Source organism: Pseudomonas gebzensis, assembly GCF_034427815.1.
In the GTDB taxonomy this organism is placed as follows: domain Bacteria; phylum Pseudomonadota; class Gammaproteobacteria; order Pseudomonadales; family Pseudomonadaceae; genus Aquipseudomonas.
On sequence record NZ_JAXQNS010000010.1, the window covers coordinates 128,965 to 150,831 of the forward strand.

Genomic DNA, 21,867 nt, shown 5'->3' on the forward strand with positions numbered 1-21,867 from the left:
TGGTCTTGGTTTATAGGGACAATAGCGAACGGTGGTTGTTCTGAATCCTGTGAAGTAGGACAATTATCGGCTTCTCGTCACAATCAGCGACCTCGCATGGCCTTTCTTGCACTCGGGATCAATCACAAGACTGCCTCGGTCGACGTCCGCGAGCGCGTGGCGTTCACGCCCGAGCAACTGGTCGATGCCTTGCAGCAGCTCTGTCGCCTGACCCCAAGCCGCGAAGCGGCGATCCTCTCGACCTGTAACCGCAGTGAGCTTTATATAGAGCAAGACGTGCTTTCGGTCGATCAGGTGCTGCAATGGCTGGCCGACTATCACCGCCTGAGCCTCGCCGAGCTGCGCGCCTGCGCCTATGTCCATGAAGAACACGCTGCCGTCAAACACATGATGCGCGTCGCCTCCGGGCTCGACTCGCTGGTGCTTGGCGAGCCGCAGATCCTCGGCCAGATGAAATCCGCCTACGCCGTTGCGCGTGAAGCCGGCACCGTCGGCCCGCTGCTGGGCCGGCTGTTCCAGGCCACGTTCAGCGCCGCCAAGCAGGTGCGCACCGACACGGCCATTGGCGAAAACCCGGTGTCGGTGGCCTTCGCCGCCGTCAGCCTGGCGCGGCAGATCTTCAGTGATCTGGGGCGCAGCCAGGCCCTGCTGATCGGTGCCGGTGAAACCATCACCCTGGTCGCCCGCCACCTGCATGAGCAGGGCGTGCGGCGCATCGTGGTGGCCAACCGCACCCTGGAGCGCGCCAGCCTGCTGGCCGAGCAGTTCGGCGCGCATGCGGTGCTGCTGGCCGACATCCCGCAGGAGCTGGCCAACAGCGACATCGTCATCAGTTCCACCGCCAGCCAGTTGCCGATTCTGGGCAAGGGCGCAGTGGAAAGTGCGCTGAAGCTGCGCCGGCACAAGCCGATCTTCATGGTCGACATCGCCGTGCCGCGCGACATCGAGCCGGAAGTGGGCGAGCTCGACGATGTGTACCTCTATACCGTCGATGACCTGCACGATGTGGTTGCCGAAAACCTCAAGAGCCGCCAGGGCGCGGCACATGCCGCCGAAGAACTGGTGGCCGTGGGCGCCGACGACTTCATGGTGCGCCTGCGCGAACTGGCGGCAGTCGATGTGCTGCGCGCCTACCGCCAGCAAAGCGAGCGCCTGCGTGACGACGAGCTGCAGAAGGCGCAGCGCCTGCTGGCCAACGGCGGCAACCCGCAAGAGGTGCTCGCGCAGCTGGCCCGCGGCCTGACCAACAAACTCCTGCATGCCCCCAGCGTGCAACTGAAAAAGCTCTCTGCCGAAGGCCGCGTCGATGCGTTGGCCATGGCCCAGGAACTCTTCGCCCTCAACGAGGGCTCCACGGACAAAACCCCGCAATGAAAGCGTCGCTGCTGAACAAACTGGACACGCTCCAGGACCGCTTCGAAGAACTCACCGCGTTGCTGGGCGATGGCGAAGTCATCGCCGATCAGACGCGTTTTCGCACGTACTCGCGCGAATACGCCGAAGTCGAGCCGGTGAACGCGGTCTATCAGGCCTGGCGCAAGGTCCAGGCCGATCTTGAAGGCGCCCAGGCGCTGCTCAAGGACAGTGACCCTGACCTGCGCGAGATGGCCGTGGAGGAAGTCCGCGAGGCCCGGGAGCGCCTGGTCGAGATCGAGTCGCAGCTGCAGCGCATGTTGCTGCCCAAGGACCCCAACGACAACCGCAACGTGTTTCTCGAAATCCGCGCCGGCACCGGTGGCGACGAGGCGGCGATCTTCTCCGGCGATCTGTTCCGCATGTACGCCCGCTATGCCGAGAAACGCGGCTGGCGGGTCGAGGTGCTTTCCGAAAACGAAGGCGAGCACGGCGGCTACAAGGAAATCATTGCCCGGGTCGAGGGCGACAGCGTCTACGCCAAGCTCAAGTTCGAGTCCGGCGCCCACCGCGTGCAGCGCGTGCCGGAAACCGAGAGCCAGGGGCGCATCCACACCTCGGCCTGCACCGTGGCCGTGCTGCCTGAGCCCGACGAGCAAGTGGCGATCGAAATCAATCCGGCCGACCTGCGCGTGGACACCTACCGCGCCTCGGGCGCGGGGGGGCAGCACATCAACAAGACCGACTCGGCGATTCGCATCACCCACTTGCCCACCGGCATCGTGGTCGAGTGCCAGGAAGAGCGTTCCCAGCACAAGAACCGCGCTCGCGCCATGTCGTGGCTGTCGGCCAAGCTCAACGACATCCAGACCAGCGCCGCGCAGAACGCCATTGCCAGTGAGCGCAAGCTGCTGGTGGGCTCGGGTGACCGCTCCGAGCGCATCCGCACCTACAACTATCCGCAAGGGCGGGTGACCGACCACCGCATCAACCTCACCCTGTACTCGCTGGACGAAGTGCTGGCCGGTGGCGTGGAGGCGGTGATCGAACCGCTGCTCAGCGAATACCAGGCCGACCAACTGGCCGCGCTGGGGGACTGAATGACCATCATCGCCAGCTTGCTGCGCAGCGCGCAGTTGACCGATTCGCCCACCGCGCAGCTGGACGCCGAGCTACTGCTCGCAGCCGCCCTGGGCCGTTCGCGCAGTTACTTGCGCACCTGGCCCGAGCGGATCGTCGAGCGCGACGCCGCGCAACGGTTCGAGCACTACCTGCAACGCCGTCGTGGCGGGGAGCCGGTGGCGTACATCCTCGGCCAGCAGGGTTTCTGGACCCTGGACCTGGAGGTTGCGCCCGACACACTGATTCCCCGGCCTGAAACCGAGCTGCTGGTAGAAGCCGCGCTGGCCCTGCTGCCCGCCACCCCTGCCAAGGTACTCGACCTGGGCACCGGCACCGGGGCCATTGCCCTGGCCCTGGCCAGCGAACGGCCGGTCTGGCAACTGACCGCCGTGGACCGTGTCGAGGCCGCCGTGGCCTTGGCCGAGCGCAACCGTCAGCGTTTGCGCCTGGACAATGTGCAGGTGCTTGCCAGCCATTGGTTCGACCAGTTGGCCGACCAACACTTCGCCATGATTCTCAGTAATCCCCCTTACATCTGCGAACACGACCCGCACCTGGTACGCGGTGACGTGCGTTTCGAGCCCAGCAGTGCTTTGGTGGCCGGACGTGACGGCCTCAGCGACCTGCGCCAGATCATCGAGCAGGCCCCGCAGCACCTGCTGCCGGGCGGCTGGCTGATGCTCGAACACGGTTACGATCAGGCCGCCGCGGTATGCGCCTTGCTCAGCGAGCAGGGTTTCGTCGAGGTGGAAAATCGGGTCGATCTGGGCGGCCAGCCACGGGTGTCCCTGGGGCGGCTGCCATGCTGAGCGACCAGGAGCTGCTGCGCTACAGCCGGCAGGTCCTGCTGTCACAGGTCGACATCGCCGGTCAGTTGCGCCTCAAGCAGAGCAAGGCGCTGTTGGTCGGGCTGGGGGGGCTGGGTTCCCCGGCTGCGCTTTACCTGGCCGCGGCCGGTGTCGGTGAGCTGCACCTGGCAGACTTCGACAGCGTCGATTTGACCAACCTGCAACGCCAGGTGCTGCACGACAGCGCCAGCGTCGGCCAAAGCAAGGTCGATTCGGCGTGGCAACGCTTGCAGGCCCTCAACCCCGAAGTGCGGCTGGTCGCCCACCGCCAGGCGCTCGATGCCGAGCGCTTGGCGGTAGCGGTCGCCGACGTCGACGTGGTGCTCGACTGCTCCGACAATTTCACCACCCGCGAGGCGGTCAATGCCGCCTGTGTGGCCGCCGGCAAGCCGCTGGTGAGCGGGGCGGCGATTCGTCTGGAAGGGCAGTTGTCGGTGTTCGACACCCGTCGTCCCGACAGCCCCTGCTATCACTGCCTGTATGGGCATGGCAGCGAAGCCGAACTGACCTGCAGCGAAGCCGGCGTGCTGGGGCCGCTGGTGGGGCTGGTCGGCAGCCTGCAAGCGTTGGAGACGTTGAAGCTGCTGGCCGGGTTCGGTGAGCCTCTGGTCGGGCGGCTGCTGCTGATCGATGCCCTGACCACGCGCATGCGCGAACTGCGGGTCAAGCGCGATCCGGCCTGTACGGTCTGCGCCGAGCGCCATGGCTGAGCGCGCAGCGCCGGTGGGCGTGATGGATTCGGGGGTGGGTGGCCTGTCGGTGCTGCGCGAAATCCAGCAACGGCTACCGCACGAATCCCTGCTCTATGTTGCCGACTGCGGGCACGTGCCCTACGGCGAAAAGTCGGCGGACTACATTCGTCAACGCTGCCGGCACATCGCGGGTTTTTTCCGCGAGCAGGGTGCCAAGGCCATGGTATTGGCGTGCAATACCGCCACCGTGGCGGCGGTCGCTGACTTGCGCAGCCTGTACCCGGACTGGCCGCTGGTGGGCATGGAACCTGCCGTGAAACCTGCCGCAGCGGCAACGCGCTCGGGGGTGGTGGGGGTGCTGGCCACCACCGGCACCCTGCAAAGCGCCAAGTTTGCGGCGTTGCTCGACCGCTTCGCCGGTGATGTTCGGGTCGTCACGCAGCCGTGCCCGGGGCTGGTGGAATGCATCGAGTCAGGTGACTTGCACAGCCCACGCTTGCGCCAGTTGCTCGCGGGTTTCGTCGAACCGCTGTTGGCTGCGGGCTGCGACACGCTGATCCTCGGCTGCACGCATTATCCCTTCCTGCGCCCCTTGTTGGCCACGCTGGTGCCGGGTGAGGTGGCCATTATCGATACCGGCGCGGCCGTGGCGCGACAGCTGCAACGGCTGCTGCACGAGCGCGCGCTGCTGGCAGACGGCCCGGCCCGGGAAACCGCGTTCTGGACCAGTGCCGACCCCCACGCCTTACTCCGTATTCTGCCTTTGCTATGGGGTAAGGCCGACTGCGTGCAGCGCCTGCCGCTGTAACACGGCGGGGCGCTGCGGTGTCTGCCTGGCCCGTGGCGCTAGCGGCGATCATCGAATACTTCCCATTGGCTGGTGGGCCGCTCACTGCACGAGTCGATGGCGCTATGCAGAGAGAGCGGGGAGCGTACTGGCGTGTCCAGAGCGCATCGTTCCAGCGTGGCTTGGTCGAAGGCTGGTTCAATTGGGCTGACGCGGTCTGCCTGACGCGGTCAGACCGACTGGGTCAGACTGACTTCAATGGCCAGAGTGTCCTGAGGCCCAAGGCCTCCAGCACCAGTTCCTCCCTGCGCTCGGGCACCTTCGACAAGATTTCGGCCGCCGCCGTCTGAGCCGTCCAGTGCTCCGGAATGCGCTGGGTGTTCCAAGGGGCATGCTGGCTGTGCGGGGTCACGATGGTTAAATCAATGCCGGCCGTTCGGAGTGTGGCGCGCCGCTCACGCAGCCGCTCGGGCAGGCTGCTGGCAGGGCTGGCGGGAAGGCAGGGCTCAGACAGTTTGCAGGCAGTGTACAGGTTGAGGATCACCACCACCTGCGGCCGTGGGGCTTTGAGCAGCAGGGGCATGGCCGCCTCCAGGTAGCGCTCGAGCGCCTGAACATTGGTGGTGATCAGCGCGTGGAGGATCTGGCTGTCAGCGATGTCGGCAGGCAAATAGTCACAGGTACCGGCATTGACGATGAGCGTGTCCAGCACGCCCCATTCCTGCCGTAGCCCAGCCGCCTGCTGATCCGGCGTGCCCGACAGCGCCAGCAGACGGCGGCCATGGCGCCTGGCCATGGCATGGAACTGCAAGTTGTCGCGACCGCTGGCGGCCACGCAGGCCTGCTGGTGCACCAGTTGCTCTACCAAGGCCGCACCTAACCCATTGGTACTGGCCGTTACCCAGAAACGGTGAGCAGTGTTCACGATCCGGCCCCCTGGCTTTTGTCAGCGGGGGAGGTTCTTGAACGCCTCCAAGGCACGCTGACGACTGCTATCAAGACTCACGATGGGTTGTGTGTAGCTACTTTTAGCAGAGTGACCTGCCGATTTCACCGGGAAGTGGATGGTCTTGCTGTCCAGGTGCTCCAGCTCTGGCAGCCAATGGGCAATGAAGCGACCTTGCGGGTCGAAACGCCTGGACTGCGTGACGGGATTGAAGATGCGGAAGTAGGGCACCGAATCTGTGCCGGTAGACGCGCTCCATTGCCACCCGCCGTTGTTTGCCGACAGGTCGCCATCGATCAGATGGCGCATGAAGTGCCGCTCGCCTTCGCGCCAGTCGATCAGCAGGTTCTTGCTGAGGAACATCGCCACTACCATGCGCAGGCGATTGTGCATCCAGCCGGTTTCCAGCAGTTGTCGCATCGCCGCATCGATCAGCGGAAAACCGGTGCGGCCCTCCTGCCAGGCGCTGAGTTCCGCAGGCGCCTTGCGCCACGGCAGGGCTTCGGTGTGCTGGCGGAACGCGCGGTGCATCGAGACCTGCGGGTAGCCCACCAGGATATGCTTGTAGAACTCGCGCCAGATCAGCTCGCTGATCCAGGTCTGGATCCCGCGGTTGCCGCTGTCGAGCTCGCCCTGGTTACCCGCCAGGGCGGCATGCAGGCACTGCCTTGGGGAGATCACGCCGGCGGCCAGATAGGCAGACAACTGACTGGTGCCAGGCCGGGCTGGGAGGTCACGGGCAATATCGTAGTCTTCGATGGCCTCGTCGACGAACCGTTGCAAGCGTGCGTGGGCCTCGGCTTCACCCGCAGGCCAGAGGGCTTGCAAGGCCTTGCTGGGCGTTTCGAAACCTTCGAGCTGGTGGGGAACCGAATCACTCTTGATCGGCAGTGGTTTCTGCGCCTTCAGGCGTGCGGCGCTTGTCGGCGCACCGACCTGCAGGCGCTCCAGGCAGACCTTCTTGAACTGGCTGAACACCTGGAAATAACCACCGCTGCGGGTCAGGATGGTGCCGGGCTTGAACAGCAGTTGGTCGAGGTGGCTGGTCACCCCGATGCCGGCATGTTCGAGCACTTCGCGTACGCCCGCATCACGACGCTGCTCGTTGACGCCGTACTCATCGTTCCAGTGCACTGCCTCGATCGAGTGCTCCTGGCACAACCGCAGCACGGCCTGCGGGACCTGGGCCCAGGTGTCGGTGGTGCCGATCAGCAAAGGAATGTTCAGCGCGTCGAGCTGTTGGCGCAGCGCGTGCACATTGCGCAGCCAGAAGTCGACCTTGCACGGTGCGTCGTCGTGCTGTTGCCATTGCCCTGGGCTGGCGATCCACAGCGCGACCGTCGGGCCGCGTTCGCAGGCCGCTGCCAGCGCGGTGTTGTCGGTGATGCGCAAGTCGCTGCGCAGCCAGATCAATTGCATGAAGAGTCCCCGGTCATGGATGCATGGCGCTCAAGTGGCGCGCAGGCGTTGGAATTGGCGCAAGGCCTCGGGCGCACTGTTGAACAGGTGCAGGTCGGCAACGCCCAGCGCAAGCAGCTCGGCATCGTGGATGCTCACCGCCAGCCCGCCCAGCAGCACCGGTACCTCGACGTCATGCAAGGCCTTGAACAGGCTGGCGCGTTCAAACTGCGCGCCGATGCACAGCACCACGGCGCTGGGCCGCAGCTGGGTAACGGCGTGGCGCAGTTGAGCCAGGCCGATCGATTGTTCCAGAACCACGACGGGCTGGCCGTTGCTGCTCAGCAGCCAGGCGCACAACCACACATCAGCGCTGAAGGCGGCGTCGTCTTCCTGCACGATCAGCACAGGCTGGCCGTCGAGTGACTGATTGTCGTGATACACCCGCGCGCCCAGCTTGCTGCGCAGCCAGGCATGGAAAAAGGCCTGTTCGAGTCGAGCATTGAACTGATTGCGCCAGCGTTCGGCCAGCTGTGCCAGCAGCGGCAGCAGCAGGTGCTCGCACAGGGTCATGGAGGGGTACAGCGCCATGACCTGATTCAGGTGGTGATCCAGGCTGCGCGCCGACAGCTGAGTGATGGCGTCCGACAGCTGCTGGCAGCGAATCTGCCAGTCCCCCTGCGGTGCCACGGTCGGCTGACGATCGAGCAGCTCGCGCACTTGCCCTACCGAAGCGCCTCGCGCCAGCCAGTGCAAGATGTCCTGAACGCGCTGCACCTGGGCGGGTGAATACAAGCGGTGACCTTTGGCCGTGCGGTGTGGCACCAGCAGGGCATGACGTCGCTCCCAGGCGCGCAAGGTCACGGGGTTGACTCCGGTCAAGCGCGCCACGTCCCGAATCGGAATGAGGTCTTCAGAGAGCATTGCGCAGCCCTAGCTTGGAGGGGTGAGGGTGCAGATAGGCCTGTTGCATCAGGTACGGGTCCGGGTGATTGCGCAGGTGATGCTTGAACAGCGTCAGGGGCACCACCAACGGCACGCTGCCACTGTGGTACTGCTCGATGATCTGTTGCAGCTCCTGACGATCATCGACGTCCAGGGCGTCACGCAGGTATCCGGACAGGTGCTGCAGCACGTTGCAGTGAGTGCCCCGGCTGGCACAGCGGCGCAGGGCCTGCATCAACTGACTGAAGTAGCGCGGACCGACCTCGTTGGCGTCGTCGTCGCGCTTGAGGGTGCCGAGCATTTTGCCGATTTCGCGGTAGGCCTGCGGGTTGTTCGCCATCAACAGGTACTTGTAGCGGGCGTGAAAAGCGATCAGCGCGCCGCGGCTCAGGCCTTGGCCGAGCAGCTGTTGCCAGTCGATGTAGGCATAGACGCGGCTGATGAAGTTTTCGCGCAGCACCGGATCATGCAGGCGACCTTCTTCTTCGACGGGCAAATCGGGACGTTTGGCCGTAAATGCCTCGGCGAAAGCGCCGCGCCCTTCTTTGAGTGCCGGGCGGCCGGCGCTTTGGTACACCTTGACCCGCTCCAGACCGCACGACGGAGACTTCTGCATGAACACGTAGCCGCAGATGTCGTCGAGGTGCTCGGCCATGTAGCTACCGTATTCACGCAGGGGGGCGGAGAAGTCTTTGGCTGCATCGCGGGTGCCGACCACTTGCGGATGGTTCGGGTCACCCACCAGGCGAATGGGTTCGCGCGGAATGCCCAGGCCGATGGCTACTTCCGGGCAGACCGACACCCATTCGAAGTCTTCATCGAACAGTTCGTGGCACAGCGATGAGGATTTGTGGCCGGCGTTGTAGCGTACGTTTTCGCCGATCAGGCAGGCACTGATCCCTATGCGGAACTTGCCCGTTGAAGAAACACCCGTCATCGCAGCCTCCAAATTCTTGTACAAGGTTGAAATCTTATACAAGTAATACACATGAATGACGGGCGTCGTTCAATAAAAATTGTGCCGGGGCGATCAGTCGAGGTGTTCAAGCAGGCGCCGCGCTGCTTCCTGGCCGCTCAGCCACGCGCCTTCCACGCGCCCCGACAAGCACCAGTCGCCACAGGCGTACAGCCCTTGGTCGGGGTCGGCCAGTGCCCCCCATTCATGGTTGCCCGCAGGGCGTGCGTACAGCCAGCGGTGGGCAAGGGAAAAGCTCGGTGCGGGCACTACGCAGCCAACCAACTCGGCGAACTCGCCCCACAGGCGCTCGATCACGGTGTCTTTGGCCAGGTCGATGTGCTGTTTGCTCCAGTTGGATGTGGCATGCAGCACCCAGGTGTCGGGCTGCGCGTCGCGCCCGGGCTTGCTGCGGTTGCGCGCGACCCAGTCAAGAGGGTTGTCCTGCACGAAACAGCCATCCATCGGGGTCGGCAAGGCGCTGTCGAAACCCACTGCGACGGCCCAGGTGGGTTCCATCTGCACGCCGGCAGCAATGCCGGCCAGCTTGGGCGCTGCGGCCAGCAACGGCGTGGCCTGAGGGGCCGGCACGGCAATTACCACGCGCTCATAGGGGCCATGGCTGACGCCCTCGGCGTCTTGCAGGTGCCAGTAGTCGACGCCGCGAAACACCTCGGTGATACGGCAGCCGAAATTGACCGTGATGCCTTCGAGCAATCCGCGCGTGATCGCGCTCATGCGTGGGGCACCCACCCAGCGGGTCTGCTCGTCGGGGGAGGGCGTCAGCATGCCGTCGCGATAATTGAACAGTTGTGGTTTCCACTCGGCAGCCCAACCTGCAGCGACCCAGCCTCTCACCTGCTCGACGAAGCGCCGATCACGGGCAGTGAAATACTGCGCGCCCAGGTCCAGCGCGCCAGCATCGCTGCGCTTGCTGGACATGCGTCCGCCGCTGCCGCGGCCCTTGTCGAACACATGAACGGTCTGCCCGGCCGATTGCAATGCCTGGGCAGCCGACAGGCCGGCAATGCCGGCCCCGATGATGGCGATGGGTACTGTCATGGTGGCCTCTTCTAACCGTGCTTCGGGGCAGCCTACGTGGCCGAGCGAACCTGTACAATGGCAAATGCTTGTATAAGGTTATACCGCCTGACACCGCAGCCTGACCTATGTTTATCCGAGAGCGTTGGGTCAAAAAAGTGCCTTGGCCTTAAAAATAGACCACACCTGTTCATTGCGAGGACACATGCCATGCATATTTTGCTGACCGGCGGCACCGGCCTGATTGGCCGGCACCTTTGTCGTCTGTGGCGGGGCCAGGGCCACCAGGTCACGGTGTGGAGCCGTTCCCCAGATGAGGTTGAAAAGCGCTGTGGGCCCGGCGTGCAGGGCGTAGGCCGGCTCGAAGACATCGCGCCCGATGCCGCGCTGGATGCGGTGGTCAATCTGGCTGGCGCGCCGATTGCCGACCGCCCCTGGACCGGGGCCCGCCGTACGCAGCTGTGGAACAGTCGCATTGCCCTCACCGAACAGCTGCTGACGTGGCTCGAAACGCGCACTCAACGGCCCGAGGTGCTGGTGTCCGGATCGGCAGTGGGCTGGTATGGCGATGGCGGCGAACGTGAGCTGACCGAGGCCGCCGCACCGGTCAAGGCGGATTTCGCCAGCCAGCTGTGCATCGCTTGGGAAGAAACCGCGATGCGCGCGCAGCGTCTGGGCATCCGTGTGGTGCTGGTGCGCACCGGGCTGGTGCTGGCCAGCGATGGCGGTATGCTGGCGCGCTTGCGCTGGCCGTTCAAGCTGGGCCTGGGCGGGCCGATCGGCAGCGGGCGGCAATGGATGCCCTGGATCCATATCGACGATCAAATCGCCCTGATTGATTTTCTGGTGCGTAATGCCGCGGCCAGTGGTCCGTATAATGCCTGCGCCCCGGCGCCCGAACGCAACCGGGCGTTCAGCCGGTGCCTGGGCCGCGCCCTGCATCGTCCGGCATTCCTGCCACTGCCGGGATTCCTGCTCAAGGCGGGCCTTGGCGAGCTGTCGGTGCTGCTGCTGGGAGGCCAACGGGCCCGGCCGGCGCGGCTACTGGAGGCGGGCTTCAGGTTCCGCTTCAATGATCTGCAATCTGCCCTGGACGACCTGTCCACGGCGCTCTGACATAGGACGCTGCATGACCGATCACGCGCTGCTACTGGTCAACCTTGGCTCCCCGGCCTCCACTTCGGTGGCCGATGTGCGCCGTTACCTGAACCAGTTCCTCATGGACCCTTATGTGGTCGACCTGCCGTGGCCGCTGCGCCGCCTGCTGGTGTCGCTGATCCTGATCAAGCGGCCTGAACAGTCGGCGCATGCCTACGGCTCGATCTGGTGGGACGAAGGTTCGCCCTTGGTCGTACTGACCCGCCGCTTGCAAGCGGCGATCACCCCGTACTGGCCGCATGGTCCGGTGGAGATCGCCATGCGCTACGGCCAACCGGCCTTGCCAGAGGTGCTGGCGCGCCTCGCGGCGCAGGGCGTGCGGCAGGTGACACTGGCGCCGCTGTACCCGCAGTTCGCTGACAGCACCGTCACCACGGTGATCGAGCAAGCCAGGCAGACCATTGCCGAACAGCAACTGCCGTTGCAGATGCGCGTGCTTGCACCGTTCTATGACGACCCTGCCTACATCGAAGCGCTCGCCAACAGTGCCAAACCGTACTTGGAACAAGGCTACGATCACCTGCTGCTGAGCTTCCATGGCTTGCCCGAACGCCACCTGAAGAAACTGTTCCCCAAAGGCACCCAGCACGATCTGCGCGCGGCCAACTGCTGCGCCGATGCCAGCGCCGAGGTGCGTGCGGTCTGCTACCGCGGGCAGTGCCTGGCCACTGCGGCGGCCGTGGCCAGGCACCTGGGGCTGCCGGACGGCAAGTGGTCGGTATCGTTCCAGTCACGGTTGGGGCGTGACAAATGGATCGAGCCCTACACCGAGAACCGTTTCGATGAGCTGGGCGAGGCGGGGGTGAAGAAGCTGCTGGTCATGTGCCCGGCGTTCGTTGCCGACTGCATCGAAACGCTTGAGGAAATCGGCATTCGTGGCAGCGAGCAGTTCGTTGAAGCGGGTGGGCGGGAACTGGTGCTGGTGCCGTGCCTGAATGACCAAGTGGCATGGGCGCAGGTGCTGGCAGGCTTGTGCGAGCGAGCTTGAGGCGCAAGCGCAGCGGCGCCTCGCTGAATGTTGAACCGGCCGCAACGAGCGGCCGGTTCAGGTTTCCCGCACAGCGCGCCTGAGATCAGGGCAACTGGTCGTCGAGCTTGTTGTTCTTCCAGCCATCGTTACCCGGCAGGATCAGGTTCAAGGCAATGGCCACCACGGCGCACAAGGCGATGCCTTTGAGGCCCCAGTCGTCCGGGCCGTCGCCGCTACCGATCAGCACGCCGCCGATACCGAACACCAGGGTCACCGAAACGATCACCAGGTTGCGCGCTTCGGCCAGGTCAATCTGGTGGCGAATGAGGGTGTTCATCCCCACTGCCGCGATCGAGCCGAACAGCAGGCAGAGGATGCCGCCCATGACCGGGATCGGAATGCTCTGCAACAGCGCGCCGAACTTGCCGATGAAGGCCAGGGTAATGGCGAATACCGCTGCCCAGGTCATGATTTTCGGGTTGTAGTTCTTGGTCAGCATCACCGCGCCAGTGACTTCGGCGTAGGTGGTGTTGGGCGGCCCACCGAACAGGCCGGCGGCGGTCGTGGCCAGGCCATCACCGAGCAGCGTGCGGTGCAAGCCTGGCTTTTTCAGGTAGTCACGGCCGGTCACGCTGCCCACGGCAATCACGCCACCGATGTGCTCGATCGCAGGCGCCAGCGCCACTGGCACGATGAACAGGATCGCCTGCCAGTTGAACGCAGGCGCCGTGAAGCTGGGCAATGCGAACCACGGCGCGTTAGCGATCTTGGCGGTATCCACCACACCGAAGAAGAACGACAGGGCAAAGCCCACCAGCACGCCCGAGATGATCGGCACCAGGCGGAACATGCCCTTGCCGAACACCGCCACCAGCAACGTCGTGAGCAGGGCAGGCATGGAGATCAGCATGGCGGTCTGGTAATGGATCAGTTCGCTGCCGTCGCCGGCTTTGCCCATGGCCATGTTGGCCGCGATGGGTGCCATGGCCAGGCCGATGGAAATGATCACCGGACCGATGACGACCGGCGGCAGCAGGCGGTCGATGAAACCGGTGCCTTTGATCTTCACCATCAACCCCATGAAGGTGTAGACGAAGCCTGCCGCCATGACGCCGCCCATGGTTTCAGCCAGGCCGAACTGCCCTTTGGCGAGAATGATCGGGGTGATGAAGGCGAAACTGGAGGCCAGGAACACCGGCACCTGACGACCCGTGACGATCTGGAACAGCAGCGTGCCCAGGCCTGCGGTGAACAGAGCGACGTTAGGGTCGAGTCCGGTGATCAGCGGCATCAGCACCAGAGCGCCGAATGCCACGAAGAGCATCTGCGCCCCCGAAACGACCTGGCGCCAGAGCGGGTCGTTGAAGCCGTCCTGCATGATCAGGCGTCCTTCTGCTTGGTGCCGAAGATCTTGTCACCGGCATCGCCCAAGCCTGGGACGATGTAGGAATCCTCGTTCAAGCCCTCATCGATTGACGCGGTGAAAATGCGCACGTCCGGGTGTGCTTTCTCGACCACGGCGATGCCTTCCGGGGCGGCCACCAGCACCATGGCGCGGATGTCCCGGCAGCCAGCGCGCTTGAGCAGGTCGATGGTGGCAACCATGGAGTTGCCGGTGGCCAGCATCGGGTCGATGATCAGGGCCAGGCGCTGGTTGATTTCCGGCGCAAGCTTTTCCAGGTAGGTGTGGGCTTGGAGTGTTTCTTCGTTACGCGCGACGCCGACGGCGCTGACTTTGGCGCCCGGGATCAAGCTGAGGACGCCTTCGAGCATGCCGATACCGGCACGCAGGATCGGCACCACGGTGATCTTCTTGCCAGCGATTTTCTCGACCGGCACCTTGCCGCACCAGCCGTCGATTTCGTAGGTTTCCAGGGCCAGGTCCTGGGTGGCTTCATAGGTCAGCAGCGCGCCGACTTCCTGGGCGAGTTCGCGAAAATTCTTGGTGCTGATATCAGCGCGGCGCATGAGGCCGAGCTTATGACGGATCAGCGGATGGCGGATCTCACGAGTGGGCATAAAAAGAAGGCTCCGGAAGGCGGGCAAAAAAACCGCGCTAGATTAATCTATTCGCTTCGGCATGTCGTCCAGCTTTGTGGACGTTAGTGCATATTCGCTTGATCTGCGGCGAACGGATGCGTACCTTTGCCCGCTTTTCCATTTCCAAGCCCCCTGGAGCGCGCCATGCCCGCTGATCTCGAGCATATCCGTCAAGTCATGCACGAGGCTGACTGCCTGTACACCGAAGCTGAGGTGGAAGCCGCCATCGCCAAGGTCGGCGAGCACATTTCCCGCGAGCTGCACGACAAGAACCCTGTGGTGTTCTGCGTGATGAACGGCGGCCTGATCTTTGCCGGCAAGCTGCTCACCCACTTGCAGTTCCCGCTCGAGGCCTCGTATCTGCACGCTACCCGCTATCGCAACCAGACCAGCGGCGGCGAGCTGTTCTGGAAGGCCAAACCGGAAGTCTCGTTCATCGACCGCGACGTGTTGATCGTCGATGACATCCTCGACGAAGGCCACACGCTGAGCGCCATCATCGATTTCTGCACGCACGCCGGCGCCCGCGCCGTGCATACCGCCGTGCTGATCGACAAGGACCACGACCGCAAGGCCAGCCCTGACCTGAAGGCCAACTACGTCGGCCTGCCGTGCATCGACCGTTACATCTTCGGTTATGGCATGGACTACAAAGGCTACTGGCGCAACGCCAATGGCATCTTCGCCGTAAAAGGCATGTGAGCTGGCGCCCTGGGCGCCAGACGAAGGTGAGCTCCAGGTCGGTCGATACCTGGCCTGGATGCGCCCGCGGCTCGACTGCCCCGGGCCTGTGAGGCCCTTGCTTGAAGCCGCATGCTAGAGTGCTGCCTCATGCCAAGGAGCCTCCCATGCGTGCACTCGTTCCTCTGCTGCTGGCCTTCAGCCTGCCGCTGTCCGCCGCGCCACTGCATAGCCAGTTCCTGCCCCCTGACGACCAGTCATTGCGCCAGCAGGCGCCGACCTCTCAGCAGTTGCTGCAAGTCACCGATTACACAGTGGTGGTCGGGGCGCAGCGTCAGTCGGATCAGCAGCCGATCCCCATCACCTCAAGCTTGCAGATCACGCTCAAGGGCAAACCGCTCAGCAAGGGCGCGACCATCGCCCAGGTGTTGCTGACCTTTGACGCCGAGGGCGGCAAGAGCCTGAAAAAACCGGTCTACGATGACGCCGCGCACCGCCTCACATTGACCTACCCGGTGAGCGACTACCGCGTCATCATGGACCTGCTGCGCAATGACACCCTGTACGTGCAGTTCCTCACCTATGCGAACGGCCATATCTGGGCTGACCTGCACACCGGCACGGTGCGTACGCGTTGAGGGCGGCCGGCCGCGAAGGGTACACTGCCGCCCTTTGAATTTTCTCTGATCGTTTCAGCCGGAGCCTTTGATGCGTAAAGACAAGAAGCAGGTAATTGGTGATGAAATCAGCGATGACTACATCAAGGCATTTCTTCAGTTCGAGCCTGCCGATGAAGTGACTTCACCCTCGCTGCACAAGCTGGTCAAGGCCTACCGCGGCCTGCGCGTGGATGACTTCGAGCGTTTCATCGGGTTTTTCGTCGAGGCCGGTTTCGACCTGGATGGCAAGGACGCTGAGGGTAGAACCTTCGTCGAGCAGATCGCGGACCAGCGCACGGCGCCTGAGTACATCGAGATCATCGAAAAAGCTCGCGGCTGAGGTATTCACCGGCCATGAAAAAACGCCCCGGAGGGCGTTTTTTTGCATCTGGCGTATCAGGCGTAGTGCTGCGCCGGGTGCGTGTCGACCATCTGCAGCGTGGCGTCGTTGGCGGTGCTGATCTGCCGATACAGCGCGGCATCGGTGGCCAATGTCTTTTCGCGGGCCGGGAAGATCGCCTGCAACTTGGCGGCCCATGCACCGCGGGTTTGCTCGGGGAAGCAGCGTTCGATCAGTTCCAGCATGATCGACACGGTCACCGAAGCGCCTGGGGAGGCGCCCAGCAAGGCCGCGAGGCTGCCGTCCTGAGCGGCGACCAATTCGGTGCCGAACTGCAGCACACCGCCTTTTTTCGGGTCTTTCTTGATGATCTGTACGCGCTGGCCAGCCACTTCCAGGCGCCAGTCCTCGGCCTTGGCTTCGGGGTAGAAGCGGCGCAGCGACTCCAGGCGCTGCTCCATCGACTGCATCACTTCGCTGACCAGGTATTTGGTCAGGTCCATGTTGTCGCGCGCAACGGCGAGCATCGGGCCGATATTGCCCATGCGCACCGAGAAGGGCAGGTCGGTGAACGAGCCGTGCTTGAGGAACTTGGTGGTGAAGCCGGCGTAGGGGCCGAACAGCAGGGAGGTCTTGCCGTCGACGACGCGGGTGTCGAGGTGCGGCACCGACATCGGCGGCGCGCCGACGGCAGCCTGGCTGTAGACCTTGGCCTGGTGCTGGCGCACGATCTCCTGATTGTCGCAGCGCAGCCACTGGCCGCTGACCGGGAAGCCGCCATAGCCCTTGCTTTCCGGGATGCCCGAGGCTTGCAGCAGCGGCAGCGCCGCGCCGCCGGCGCCGAGAAACACGAAGCGGGCATCGACGTCACGGCTGCTGCCGCTGTTGACGTCTTTGATGGTCACCGTCCAGCCGCTGCCGTTACGGCGCAGGCCGACGACTTTCTTGCTGTACTTGACCTGTGCATCCGAGGCATTGCCCAGGTGCTTGAGCAGCTGGTTGGTGAGGGCGCCGAAGTTGACGTCGGTGCCTTTCATCACGCGGGTTGCGGCGATGTGCTGGTCGGCCGGGCGGCCTGGCATCATCAACGGCATCCACTGCTGCATCACGGCCTTGTCTTCGGTGTATTCCATCTCGGCAAAGGCATGGTGCTGCTTGAGCAGCTCGAAGCGCTTCTTGAGAAAGGCCACACCTTTGTCACCTTCGACGTAGCTCAGGTGCGGGACCGGGTTGATGAAGTCACGTGGCGCGCCGAGGCTGCCGTTGTTGATCAGGTACGACCAGAACTGGCGAGAAACCTCGAACTGGGTATTGATGTGCACGGCCTTCTTGATGTCGATGCTGCCATCGGCCGCTTGCGGGGTGTAGTTGAGTTCGCACAGGCCTGCGTGGCCGGTGCCTGCGTTGTTCCAGGGGTTGGAGCTTTCTGCCGCCCCCGAGTCCATCGCCTCGACTACCTCGAGCTTGAGGCTCGGGTCGAGTTCCTTGAGCAGTACGGCCAGGGTGGCACTCATGATGCCCGCGCCTACCAGTACTACATCAACCGCTTCGTTCTGCGCCATTAACGCGTCTCCACACTCTACAGCAACCTATTTGACAGCACGGCAGGATCGCCATGTCCGACGTTTCGCAGTTCGTGCAACGCTCGTGGACACCGCCAATAAGCCTTTACGTTCGTCTATTGAACGCTGTTTGCCCCACCTGCGGCAATTCGACTTATGGTCAAGGTGTCGCGCGTGCGCTATGCACCAGCCTCAAAGCCCACCTTCGATGAGCGGATTGGCCGCCTGTTCGGCGCTGTTCGGGACGCTTTTTTCGCGTGTACACATGCCAGACTGTTCATTGCTCGCCACACTCTTGTGAAGTTGTCCTGATTTTTCACGCTCTTTTGGAGGCGTGAACCTCAAAAACAGGCTGCGCGAACACAACCCGCAGGTTCATGCTCAACCGCGCGCCTGAAAACCGCAGGCGACAGTCAGGACAAGACCTGAGTGGAAGGCTCTCTGAGGGCGAGGCGGTGTAGGTGCCGGGGTCAAGCGGCGGATGCGGGGGCCCGATCAGGAGACGTCCTTATAATCGGGGCCAGATTATAGCCAGGTCGTGGGCAGAAAAGTCGCCCGAACGCGGAATTTATTGCGACGTTTGTCAGGCCGGCAGGCTGTGGGGCTGCCAATCGCTCCTGCTTTTATGGCAAACCCGCGCGCTCAGCGGCAACGGCTGGCCGATCCAGGCCAGACGCACTTCCCAGACCTGCACCCACAGGCCGGCATCGGGCACTGCCGAGCACTGCTTGAAGGCCAGGCAACGGCCCTGGCTGTCGAGGCGGGCGTAGGTCTGGTGGCGCGGGCGTTTGAACAGCAGGTTCCAGAGCGAGGCCATGGCAGCGATTCCTGAGGTGTCTGACATGAGGGCCAGCGTAGTCGTGGTCGGTTAAACCATTGTGACAACCGCGTCGGGCTGATGGCTGGTCGCTCGGGGCGTGGGTATACTGTGGGCCTTTGCGGCTTTTTCTGGAGAAATGCGCATGTTGCAACGTCTGTTGTTCGGTGTGATCGCGGTAGCCAGCCTCAGTCTGGTCGGATGTGCACATAGCCCGCAGCAACTCACCCCACAACCCAAGCTCAACGCTCAGCTGGCGCCGGTCGGGCATGGCCAGCCGGTGGTGGTCAGGGTGGTCGACGGGCGTCCATCGCCTTCACTGGGCACACGCGGTGGCATGTACCCCGAAACCAGCACCATCAGCGTCAGCGGCAACGAGATCGTGCCCAAGCTGCAAGCCCAGGCTGAGGCCGCCGTGCGCCTGCTGGGCTTCACCCCTACGGCGAATGCTGGCAATGCGCCCAAGCTGACCGTGACCCTGGCCGAGCTCAAGTACCAGTCGCCCAAAGACAAGATGTACGTGACCGAAGCCACCATCGGCGCCACCTTCCGTGCCGACGTGGCCGGCAATGGCCGCAACTACAGTGGTCGCTACGGCGCCTCGCTGGACCAGCGTTTCGGCATGGCGCCGAACCAGGAAACCAACACCAAGCTGGTCAGCGATGTGCTCAGCGATGCGCTGACCCGCCTGTTCAAGGATCAGGCCATCGGCCAGATCCTTAGCCAGTAAGGGCCTGACAGGCACTGAAAAAGCCCGCGCAGTTGCGGGCTTTTTCATGCCTGCGATTCAGGCAGCCTGCACGTGCAGGTCCAGCATGCTGATGCCGGTGAACAGGTCGACATCCGGCAAGTCCTGATGGGCATGGCCACCGAGCGCGCAGTACACCAGCCAGTGGCGATCCTGAACATTGATGGCGAAACCGTCGATCAGCGCTTGTTGCTCATCACTCTGGGTAACCAGGTACAGACGATCCTGGTTCTGGGCATGCAGCATGATCACACTCCGTTGTGCTGTGCTTGAGCGAGGGCGCTGAAGCGGTTGCGAGAAAGGCCGACAGGGTGGCCTTTCTTGATGACGAGTGTGTGACAAGTGGATTTATCCCCCGGCCCTGGCGACCGGAGGAGGCAGTGATGATCAGCGGTCCAGTTCGACGGCGTGCTTGACCTGATACTGGTTACGCACCGGCGTGGCGTACTGCAGTACCAGATAAGGCTGCTGCTCCACCGGGCAGGCGTCCAGACGCCGCTGCCACTCGGCCTGCGCCTTGGCCAGTTCAGCCGCCGGGAACACCTCATCGGCGCCCGGCACCTGCAACGCGGCATCCTTGTCGGCCCACATGGCGTAGGCCAGGTAATGCACCGGGAACAGGCGATAGCCGCCGAGAATCTGCTGGTCGATGGCCTGGGCCAACTGTTTAGTGTCTTCGTGGTAGGTGGTGAGCGGCGGGGCGAAGTGAATGTGCACCCGGCCTTTGTAGCCGGTGATGCCCAGCGCAATGCTGTTGTCGTCCTCGCCCGGTATCTTGCTGTAGCTGCCGGTGGTCGCGCGGATGTACAGCTCGCGGGCCTTGGCCTGGTCGCAGGGGTCGTACTCGTAGCTGATCGATACCGGAATCAGGTTCAGGCTCTGGATCACGGCGCCGAAGGGTTCATCCTTGCGGCTCATGTGAAACATCTTGAGGATCGCCGAATCGGTGCGGTCATCACCGTCCTTGGCACGGCCCTCGGCCTGGGCGATCCAGATCGAGGCACCATCGTGGCGGATCGAATGGTTGATGTAGGCCGACAGCAGCTGGAACGCGGCGAGTTTTTCCCGACGCCCGGTGAGTGAGCGGTGGACGATGAAGCTCTTGTTCAGGCGCATCATGTCGCTGACGAAGGGCTTCTGCAGCAGGTTGTCGCCGATGGCAATGCGTGGCGTCGGCAGACCGGCGTGATACACGGCGTAATTGACGAAGGCCGGGTCCATGACGATGTCGCGGTGGTTGGCCAGGAACAGGTAGGGCGTGCCCGACTTGAGCTGTTCGACGCCGGTGTAGGTCACACCGTCGGTGGCCTGGTCGATCGTGCGGTCGACGTAGTGTTCGACCTTGTCCTGCAAGGTCGATACGCACGTCACGCCGGCGAACTGCTGGCGCAGGCGGCGGGCGATCAGCGGCTTGAGCAGCCAGCCGAAGGCGCCGGCAGCGCGGGGAAATCGGTAGCGGGTGAGAAGGTCCAGAAATGCCGGATCGCTGAGCAGGCGCGCCAGAACGGCGGGGACTTCAGCGTCGTCATAGGGTCGGATGGCATCGAATTCGCCCATCATGCTCTCTTGTTGGAAACGGCTAAGGTAGTAAAGGCAGGGCAGGGCCCGAGAAACGGCTCGGCCGCCCGCAGGCCCTGCAGGCAGACCGCCGATTATACGCACAAGTCCATGGGGAGACCGCGATGCTGGAAGAGGATGGGTACGATTGTCCGTACTGTGGCGAGCGTGTACAGACCCTGGTCGACCTGTCGGCCGGCGATCAGGCGTACACCGAAGACTGCCAGGTGTGCTGCCAGCCGGTGGTGTTCGTGCTGCAGGTCGATGGCGCCGAATGGTGGCTTGAAGTGCGACGCGAGGATGACGCCTGATGCGGCGGATCTACGAGCCGGAAAACCTCATGGAGGCGCAGATGCTGATCGGCATGCTGGCCAGTGAAGGCATCGAGGTGTTCCTTACCGGCCGTGATCTGGTCGGCGCCACTGGCGAGCTGCCGATGCACGGCTTGCTTGGCCTGGCTGTGGTGGATGAGCAGGCCGGTTACGCACGGCAATTGATCGATGCGTACAATACCGCCCAGCCAGTCGCTGGCGACGAGCCGGAAAGCTACCCCGGCACACTCATCTGCTAGGTCTCTGATTTCTTCATGTCCGGACGCTACGCCCTGTTTCGCTGGTCCCCATCGTTTGCCGCGCTGCCAGGCTTTCCTGCCGACCAGCAGGCGCAATGGAACATTTCTCCGGGCGCTGCGGTGCTCATGCAGCGGCGTCTCGATGGGCAGCTGTCGCTGGCCCGCGCGCGTTGGGGCCTCACACCTCCCTGGCTGACCGACATGACCCGCACCCCCGCCCATGCCCGCGCCGAAACCCTCGCCGAGCAGCCCATGTTCCGCGAGCCGTTTCGCCTGCGGCGTTGCCTGCTGCCGGCCAACGGCTTCTACGAGTGGCGCGGCACCGTGCGCAAGCGCCCGTACTGGCTGACCTCGGGTGAGGGCACGACCCTGTACATGGCCGCAGTGTGGGAGGCTTATCCAGTACAGGAGCAGGTCTGGCTCAGCTGCGCAGTCGTGACTCAGGCGGCGATGAACCAGCGTCGGCCGCTGTTGCTCGATGCTGCCGGCCAGGCGGCCTGGCTCGACCTGGATACTCCGGCTGCACGCCTGCACGAGCTGCTCGCACAACCGCCTGCGACCCTTCGGGAACGCGCCCTGGCCAATCTGGTCAATGATCCGACGCTGGATGCGCCCGAGTGCCTTACGCCTGCGTGAACCGTATCGACAAAAACCCGCCAGAGACCCTAGCAGCGCGT

The 21,867-nt window shown here is 63.8% G+C and carries 25 protein-coding genes; 14 read left to right on the forward strand and 11 right to left on the reverse strand.

Annotated features, from left to right (window positions below; translation table 11 throughout):
* Nucleotides 1-96 precede the first annotated feature (96 nt).
* From hemA to murI, 5 genes are read left to right on the forward strand one after another with little or no spacing between them, the layout of a single operon-like run.
* Nucleotides 97-1,374, forward strand: coding sequence for a glutamyl-tRNA reductase (gene hemA / locus SJI00_RS18535; protein WP_322463129.1), 1,278 nt, complete (start codon nucleotides 97-99; stop codon nucleotides 1,372-1,374).
* Nucleotides 1,371-2,453, forward strand: a complete 1,083-nt coding sequence (gene prfA, locus SJI00_RS18540; RefSeq protein ID WP_322463130.1) for a peptide chain release factor 1 — start codon at nucleotides 1,371-1,373, stop codon at nucleotides 2,451-2,453. Before hemA ends, prfA begins: the two co-directional genes overlap by 4 nt.
* Complete coding sequence (gene prmC / locus SJI00_RS18545; RefSeq protein ID WP_322463131.1) at nucleotides 2,454-3,284, forward strand: peptide chain release factor N(5)-glutamine methyltransferase; 831 nt, start codon at nucleotides 2,454-2,456, stop codon at nucleotides 3,282-3,284.
* Entirely contained in the window at nucleotides 3,278-4,033 is a 756-nt protein-coding gene (locus tag SJI00_RS18550) for a molybdopterin-synthase adenylyltransferase MoeB (protein WP_322463132.1), read from the forward strand. The genes prmC and SJI00_RS18550 overlap by 7 nt, the downstream gene beginning before the upstream one ends.
* Complete coding sequence (gene murI / locus SJI00_RS18555) at nucleotides 4,026-4,823, forward strand: glutamate racemase (protein ID WP_322463133.1); 798 nt, start codon at nucleotides 4,026-4,028, stop codon at nucleotides 4,821-4,823. Before SJI00_RS18550 ends, murI begins: the two co-directional genes overlap by 8 nt.
* 223 nt (nucleotides 4,824-5,046) lie before the next feature.
* Here the strand turns inward: murI and SJI00_RS18560 are convergent, their stop codons facing one another.
* The 5 genes from SJI00_RS18560 to SJI00_RS18580 all read right to left on the reverse strand — a co-directional run bounded on the left by SJI00_RS18560 (nucleotide 5,047) and on the right by SJI00_RS18580 (nucleotide 10,108).
* A complete protein-coding gene (locus tag SJI00_RS18560) occupies nucleotides 5,047-5,727 on the reverse strand; it encodes an SDR family NAD(P)-dependent oxidoreductase (RefSeq protein WP_322463134.1) in 681 nt (226 codons plus the stop codon).
* A 21-nt stretch (nucleotides 5,728-5,748) separates the two neighbouring features.
* Nucleotides 5,749-7,167, reverse strand: a complete 1,419-nt coding sequence (gene phrB, locus SJI00_RS18565; RefSeq protein WP_322463135.1) for a deoxyribodipyrimidine photo-lyase — start codon at nucleotides 7,165-7,167, stop codon at nucleotides 5,749-5,751.
* Between the two features lie 30 nt (nucleotides 7,168-7,197).
* Entirely contained in the window at nucleotides 7,198-8,070 is an 873-nt protein-coding gene (locus tag SJI00_RS18570) for a MerR family transcriptional regulator (RefSeq protein ID WP_322463136.1), read from the reverse strand.
* The gene (locus tag SJI00_RS18575; protein WP_322463195.1) at nucleotides 8,060-9,028 is read right to left on the reverse strand and encodes a YbgA family protein; all 969 of its coding nucleotides are present in this window, start codon (nucleotides 9,026-9,028) and stop codon (nucleotides 8,060-8,062) included. Before SJI00_RS18575 ends, SJI00_RS18570 begins: the two co-directional genes overlap by 11 nt.
* Nucleotides 9,029-9,121: 93 nt before the next feature.
* Nucleotides 9,122-10,108: an NAD(P)/FAD-dependent oxidoreductase gene (locus tag SJI00_RS18580; RefSeq protein ID WP_322463137.1), complete on the reverse strand. Its 987-nt coding sequence runs from the start codon at nucleotides 10,106-10,108 to the stop codon at nucleotides 9,122-9,124.
* A 189-nt stretch (nucleotides 10,109-10,297) separates the two neighbouring features.
* On the opposite strand from SJI00_RS18580, the gene SJI00_RS18585 reads away from it, so the two are divergent.
* Both SJI00_RS18585 and hemH read left to right on the forward strand, forming a co-directional pair.
* Entirely contained in the window at nucleotides 10,298-11,203 is a 906-nt protein-coding gene (locus SJI00_RS18585; RefSeq protein WP_322463138.1) for a TIGR01777 family oxidoreductase, read from the forward strand.
* A gap of 13 nt (nucleotides 11,204-11,216) precedes the next feature.
* Nucleotides 11,217-12,233, forward strand: a complete 1,017-nt coding sequence (gene hemH / locus SJI00_RS18590) for a ferrochelatase (RefSeq protein ID WP_322463139.1) — start codon at nucleotides 11,217-11,219, stop codon at nucleotides 12,231-12,233.
* A gap of 85 nt (nucleotides 12,234-12,318) precedes the next feature.
* Here the strand turns inward: hemH and SJI00_RS18595 are convergent, their stop codons facing one another.
* Both SJI00_RS18595 and upp read right to left on the reverse strand, forming a co-directional pair.
* Nucleotides 12,319-13,593 (reverse strand): uracil-xanthine permease family protein, encoded by a 1,275-nt coding sequence (locus tag SJI00_RS18595; RefSeq protein ID WP_322463140.1) that lies wholly within the window; start codon nucleotides 13,591-13,593, stop codon nucleotides 12,319-12,321.
* A 2-nt stretch (nucleotides 13,594-13,595) separates the two neighbouring features.
* On the reverse strand, nucleotides 13,596-14,234 hold the full coding sequence (upp, locus tag SJI00_RS18600; RefSeq protein WP_312931291.1) for a uracil phosphoribosyltransferase: 639 nt from the start codon (nucleotides 14,232-14,234) through the stop codon (nucleotides 13,596-13,598).
* A 165-nt stretch (nucleotides 14,235-14,399) separates the two neighbouring features.
* Between upp and SJI00_RS18605 the strand changes: the two genes are divergently transcribed.
* The 3 genes from SJI00_RS18605 to SJI00_RS18615 all read left to right on the forward strand — a co-directional run bounded on the left by SJI00_RS18605 (nucleotide 14,400) and on the right by SJI00_RS18615 (nucleotide 15,935).
* Entirely contained in the window at nucleotides 14,400-14,957 is a 558-nt protein-coding gene (locus tag SJI00_RS18605; RefSeq protein ID WP_322463141.1) for a hypoxanthine-guanine phosphoribosyltransferase, read from the forward strand.
* A 146-nt stretch (nucleotides 14,958-15,103) separates the two neighbouring features.
* Nucleotides 15,104-15,574 (forward strand): hypothetical protein, encoded by a 471-nt coding sequence (locus tag SJI00_RS18610; protein WP_322463142.1) that lies wholly within the window; start codon nucleotides 15,104-15,106, stop codon nucleotides 15,572-15,574.
* Nucleotides 15,575-15,644: 70 nt separating this feature from the next.
* Nucleotides 15,645-15,935: a PA4642 family protein gene (locus tag SJI00_RS18615; RefSeq protein ID WP_322463143.1), complete on the forward strand. Its 291-nt coding sequence runs from the start codon at nucleotides 15,645-15,647 to the stop codon at nucleotides 15,933-15,935.
* 56 nt (nucleotides 15,936-15,991) lie between these two features.
* Here the strand turns inward: SJI00_RS18615 and mqo are convergent, their stop codons facing one another.
* Nucleotides 15,992-17,497: a malate dehydrogenase (quinone) gene (gene mqo / locus SJI00_RS18620; RefSeq protein ID WP_322463144.1), complete on the reverse strand. Its 1,506-nt coding sequence runs from the start codon at nucleotides 17,495-17,497 to the stop codon at nucleotides 15,992-15,994.
* 583 nt (nucleotides 17,498-18,080) lie between these two features.
* Nucleotides 18,081-18,314, reverse strand: a complete 234-nt coding sequence (locus SJI00_RS18625; RefSeq protein WP_322463145.1) for a hypothetical protein — start codon at nucleotides 18,312-18,314, stop codon at nucleotides 18,081-18,083.
* A gap of 145 nt (nucleotides 18,315-18,459) precedes the next feature.
* On the opposite strand from SJI00_RS18625, the gene SJI00_RS18630 reads away from it, so the two are divergent.
* Nucleotides 18,460-19,044 (forward strand): YajG family lipoprotein, encoded by a 585-nt coding sequence (locus SJI00_RS18630; protein WP_322463146.1) that lies wholly within the window; start codon nucleotides 18,460-18,462, stop codon nucleotides 19,042-19,044.
* A 57-nt stretch (nucleotides 19,045-19,101) separates the two neighbouring features.
* Here the strand turns inward: SJI00_RS18630 and SJI00_RS18635 are convergent, their stop codons facing one another.
* Nucleotides 19,102-19,308: a hypothetical protein gene (locus SJI00_RS18635; protein WP_322463147.1), complete on the reverse strand. Its 207-nt coding sequence runs from the start codon at nucleotides 19,306-19,308 to the stop codon at nucleotides 19,102-19,104.
* 141 nt (nucleotides 19,309-19,449) lie between these two features.
* Nucleotides 19,450-20,619 (reverse strand): 1-acyl-sn-glycerol-3-phosphate acyltransferase, encoded by a 1,170-nt coding sequence (locus SJI00_RS18640; RefSeq protein WP_322463148.1) that lies wholly within the window; start codon nucleotides 20,617-20,619, stop codon nucleotides 19,450-19,452.
* Nucleotides 20,620-20,744: 125 nt separating this feature from the next.
* Here SJI00_RS18640 and SJI00_RS18645 point away from each other — a divergent pair, with 125 nt between their 5' ends.
* Genes SJI00_RS18645 through SJI00_RS18655 form a run of 3 tightly spaced genes read left to right on the forward strand, consistent with a single transcriptional unit; the run spans nucleotide 20,745 to nucleotide 21,826 of the window.
* The gene (locus tag SJI00_RS18645) at nucleotides 20,745-20,930 is read left to right on the forward strand and encodes a CPXCG motif-containing cysteine-rich protein (protein WP_322463149.1); all 186 of its coding nucleotides are present in this window, start codon (nucleotides 20,745-20,747) and stop codon (nucleotides 20,928-20,930) included.
* Nucleotides 20,930-21,190 (forward strand): putative signal transducing protein, encoded by a 261-nt coding sequence (locus tag SJI00_RS18650; RefSeq protein ID WP_322463150.1) that lies wholly within the window; start codon nucleotides 20,930-20,932, stop codon nucleotides 21,188-21,190. The genes SJI00_RS18645 and SJI00_RS18650 overlap by 1 nt, the downstream gene beginning before the upstream one ends.
* A 15-nt stretch (nucleotides 21,191-21,205) precedes the next feature.
* Nucleotides 21,206-21,826: an SOS response-associated peptidase gene (locus SJI00_RS18655; protein WP_322463151.1), complete on the forward strand. Its 621-nt coding sequence runs from the start codon at nucleotides 21,206-21,208 to the stop codon at nucleotides 21,824-21,826.
* Nucleotides 21,827-21,867: the final 41 nt, after the last annotated feature.

What these genes read in the sequence shown, in the direction of transcription:
- hemA (WP_322463129.1), top strand. Translation starts at nt 97, where the DNA reads ATGGCCTTTCTTGCACTCGGGATCAATCACAAGACTGCCTCGGTCGAC.
- prfA (WP_322463130.1), top strand. Translation starts at nt 1,371, where the DNA reads ATGAAAGCGTCGCTGCTGAACAAACTGGACACGCTCCAGGACCGCTTC.
- prmC (WP_322463131.1), top strand. Translation starts at nt 2,454, where the DNA reads ATGACCATCATCGCCAGCTTGCTGCGCAGCGCGCAGTTGACCGATTCG.
- SJI00_RS18550 (WP_322463132.1), top strand. Translation starts at nt 3,278, where the DNA reads ATGCTGAGCGACCAGGAGCTGCTGCGCTACAGCCGGCAGGTCCTGCTG.
- murI (WP_322463133.1), top strand. Translation starts at nt 4,026, where the DNA reads ATGGCTGAGCGCGCAGCGCCGGTGGGCGTGATGGATTCGGGGGTGGGT.
- phrB (WP_322463135.1), bottom strand. Translation starts at nt 7,167, where the DNA reads ATGCAATTGATCTGGCTGCGCAGCGACTTGCGCATCACCGACAACACC.
- SJI00_RS18570 (WP_322463136.1), bottom strand. Translation starts at nt 8,070, where the DNA reads ATGCTCTCTGAAGACCTCATTCCGATTCGGGACGTGGCGCGCTTGACC.
- SJI00_RS18575 (WP_322463195.1), bottom strand. Translation starts at nt 9,028, where the DNA reads ATGACGGGTGTTTCTTCAACGGGCAAGTTCCGCATAGGGATCAGTGCC.
- SJI00_RS18580 (WP_322463137.1), bottom strand. Translation starts at nt 10,108, where the DNA reads ATGACAGTACCCATCGCCATCATCGGGGCCGGCATTGCCGGCCTGTCG.
- SJI00_RS18585 (WP_322463138.1), top strand. Translation starts at nt 10,298, where the DNA reads ATGCATATTTTGCTGACCGGCGGCACCGGCCTGATTGGCCGGCACCTT.
- hemH (WP_322463139.1), top strand. Translation starts at nt 11,217, where the DNA reads ATGACCGATCACGCGCTGCTACTGGTCAACCTTGGCTCCCCGGCCTCC.
- SJI00_RS18595 (WP_322463140.1), bottom strand. Translation starts at nt 13,593, where the DNA reads ATGCAGGACGGCTTCAACGACCCGCTCTGGCGCCAGGTCGTTTCGGGG.
- upp (WP_312931291.1), bottom strand. Translation starts at nt 14,234, where the DNA reads ATGCCCACTCGTGAGATCCGCCATCCGCTGATCCGTCATAAGCTCGGC.
- SJI00_RS18605 (WP_322463141.1), top strand. Translation starts at nt 14,400, where the DNA reads ATGCCCGCTGATCTCGAGCATATCCGTCAAGTCATGCACGAGGCTGAC.
- SJI00_RS18610 (WP_322463142.1), top strand. Translation starts at nt 15,104, where the DNA reads ATGCGTGCACTCGTTCCTCTGCTGCTGGCCTTCAGCCTGCCGCTGTCC.
- SJI00_RS18615 (WP_322463143.1), top strand. Translation starts at nt 15,645, where the DNA reads ATGCGTAAAGACAAGAAGCAGGTAATTGGTGATGAAATCAGCGATGAC.
- mqo (WP_322463144.1), bottom strand. Translation starts at nt 17,497, where the DNA reads ATGGCGCAGAACGAAGCGGTTGATGTAGTACTGGTAGGCGCGGGCATC.
- SJI00_RS18625 (WP_322463145.1), bottom strand. Translation starts at nt 18,314, where the DNA reads ATGGCCTCGCTCTGGAACCTGCTGTTCAAACGCCCGCGCCACCAGACC.
- SJI00_RS18630 (WP_322463146.1), top strand. Translation starts at nt 18,460, where the DNA reads ATGTTGCAACGTCTGTTGTTCGGTGTGATCGCGGTAGCCAGCCTCAGT.
- SJI00_RS18635 (WP_322463147.1), bottom strand. Translation starts at nt 19,308, where the DNA reads ATGCTGCATGCCCAGAACCAGGATCGTCTGTACCTGGTTACCCAGAGT.
- SJI00_RS18640 (WP_322463148.1), bottom strand. Translation starts at nt 20,619, where the DNA reads ATGGGCGAATTCGATGCCATCCGACCCTATGACGACGCTGAAGTCCCC.
- SJI00_RS18645 (WP_322463149.1), top strand. Translation starts at nt 20,745, where the DNA reads ATGCTGGAAGAGGATGGGTACGATTGTCCGTACTGTGGCGAGCGTGTA.
- SJI00_RS18650 (WP_322463150.1), top strand. Translation starts at nt 20,930, where the DNA reads ATGCGGCGGATCTACGAGCCGGAAAACCTCATGGAGGCGCAGATGCTG.
- SJI00_RS18655 (WP_322463151.1), top strand. Translation starts at nt 21,206, where the DNA reads ATGTCCGGACGCTACGCCCTGTTTCGCTGGTCCCCATCGTTTGCCGCG.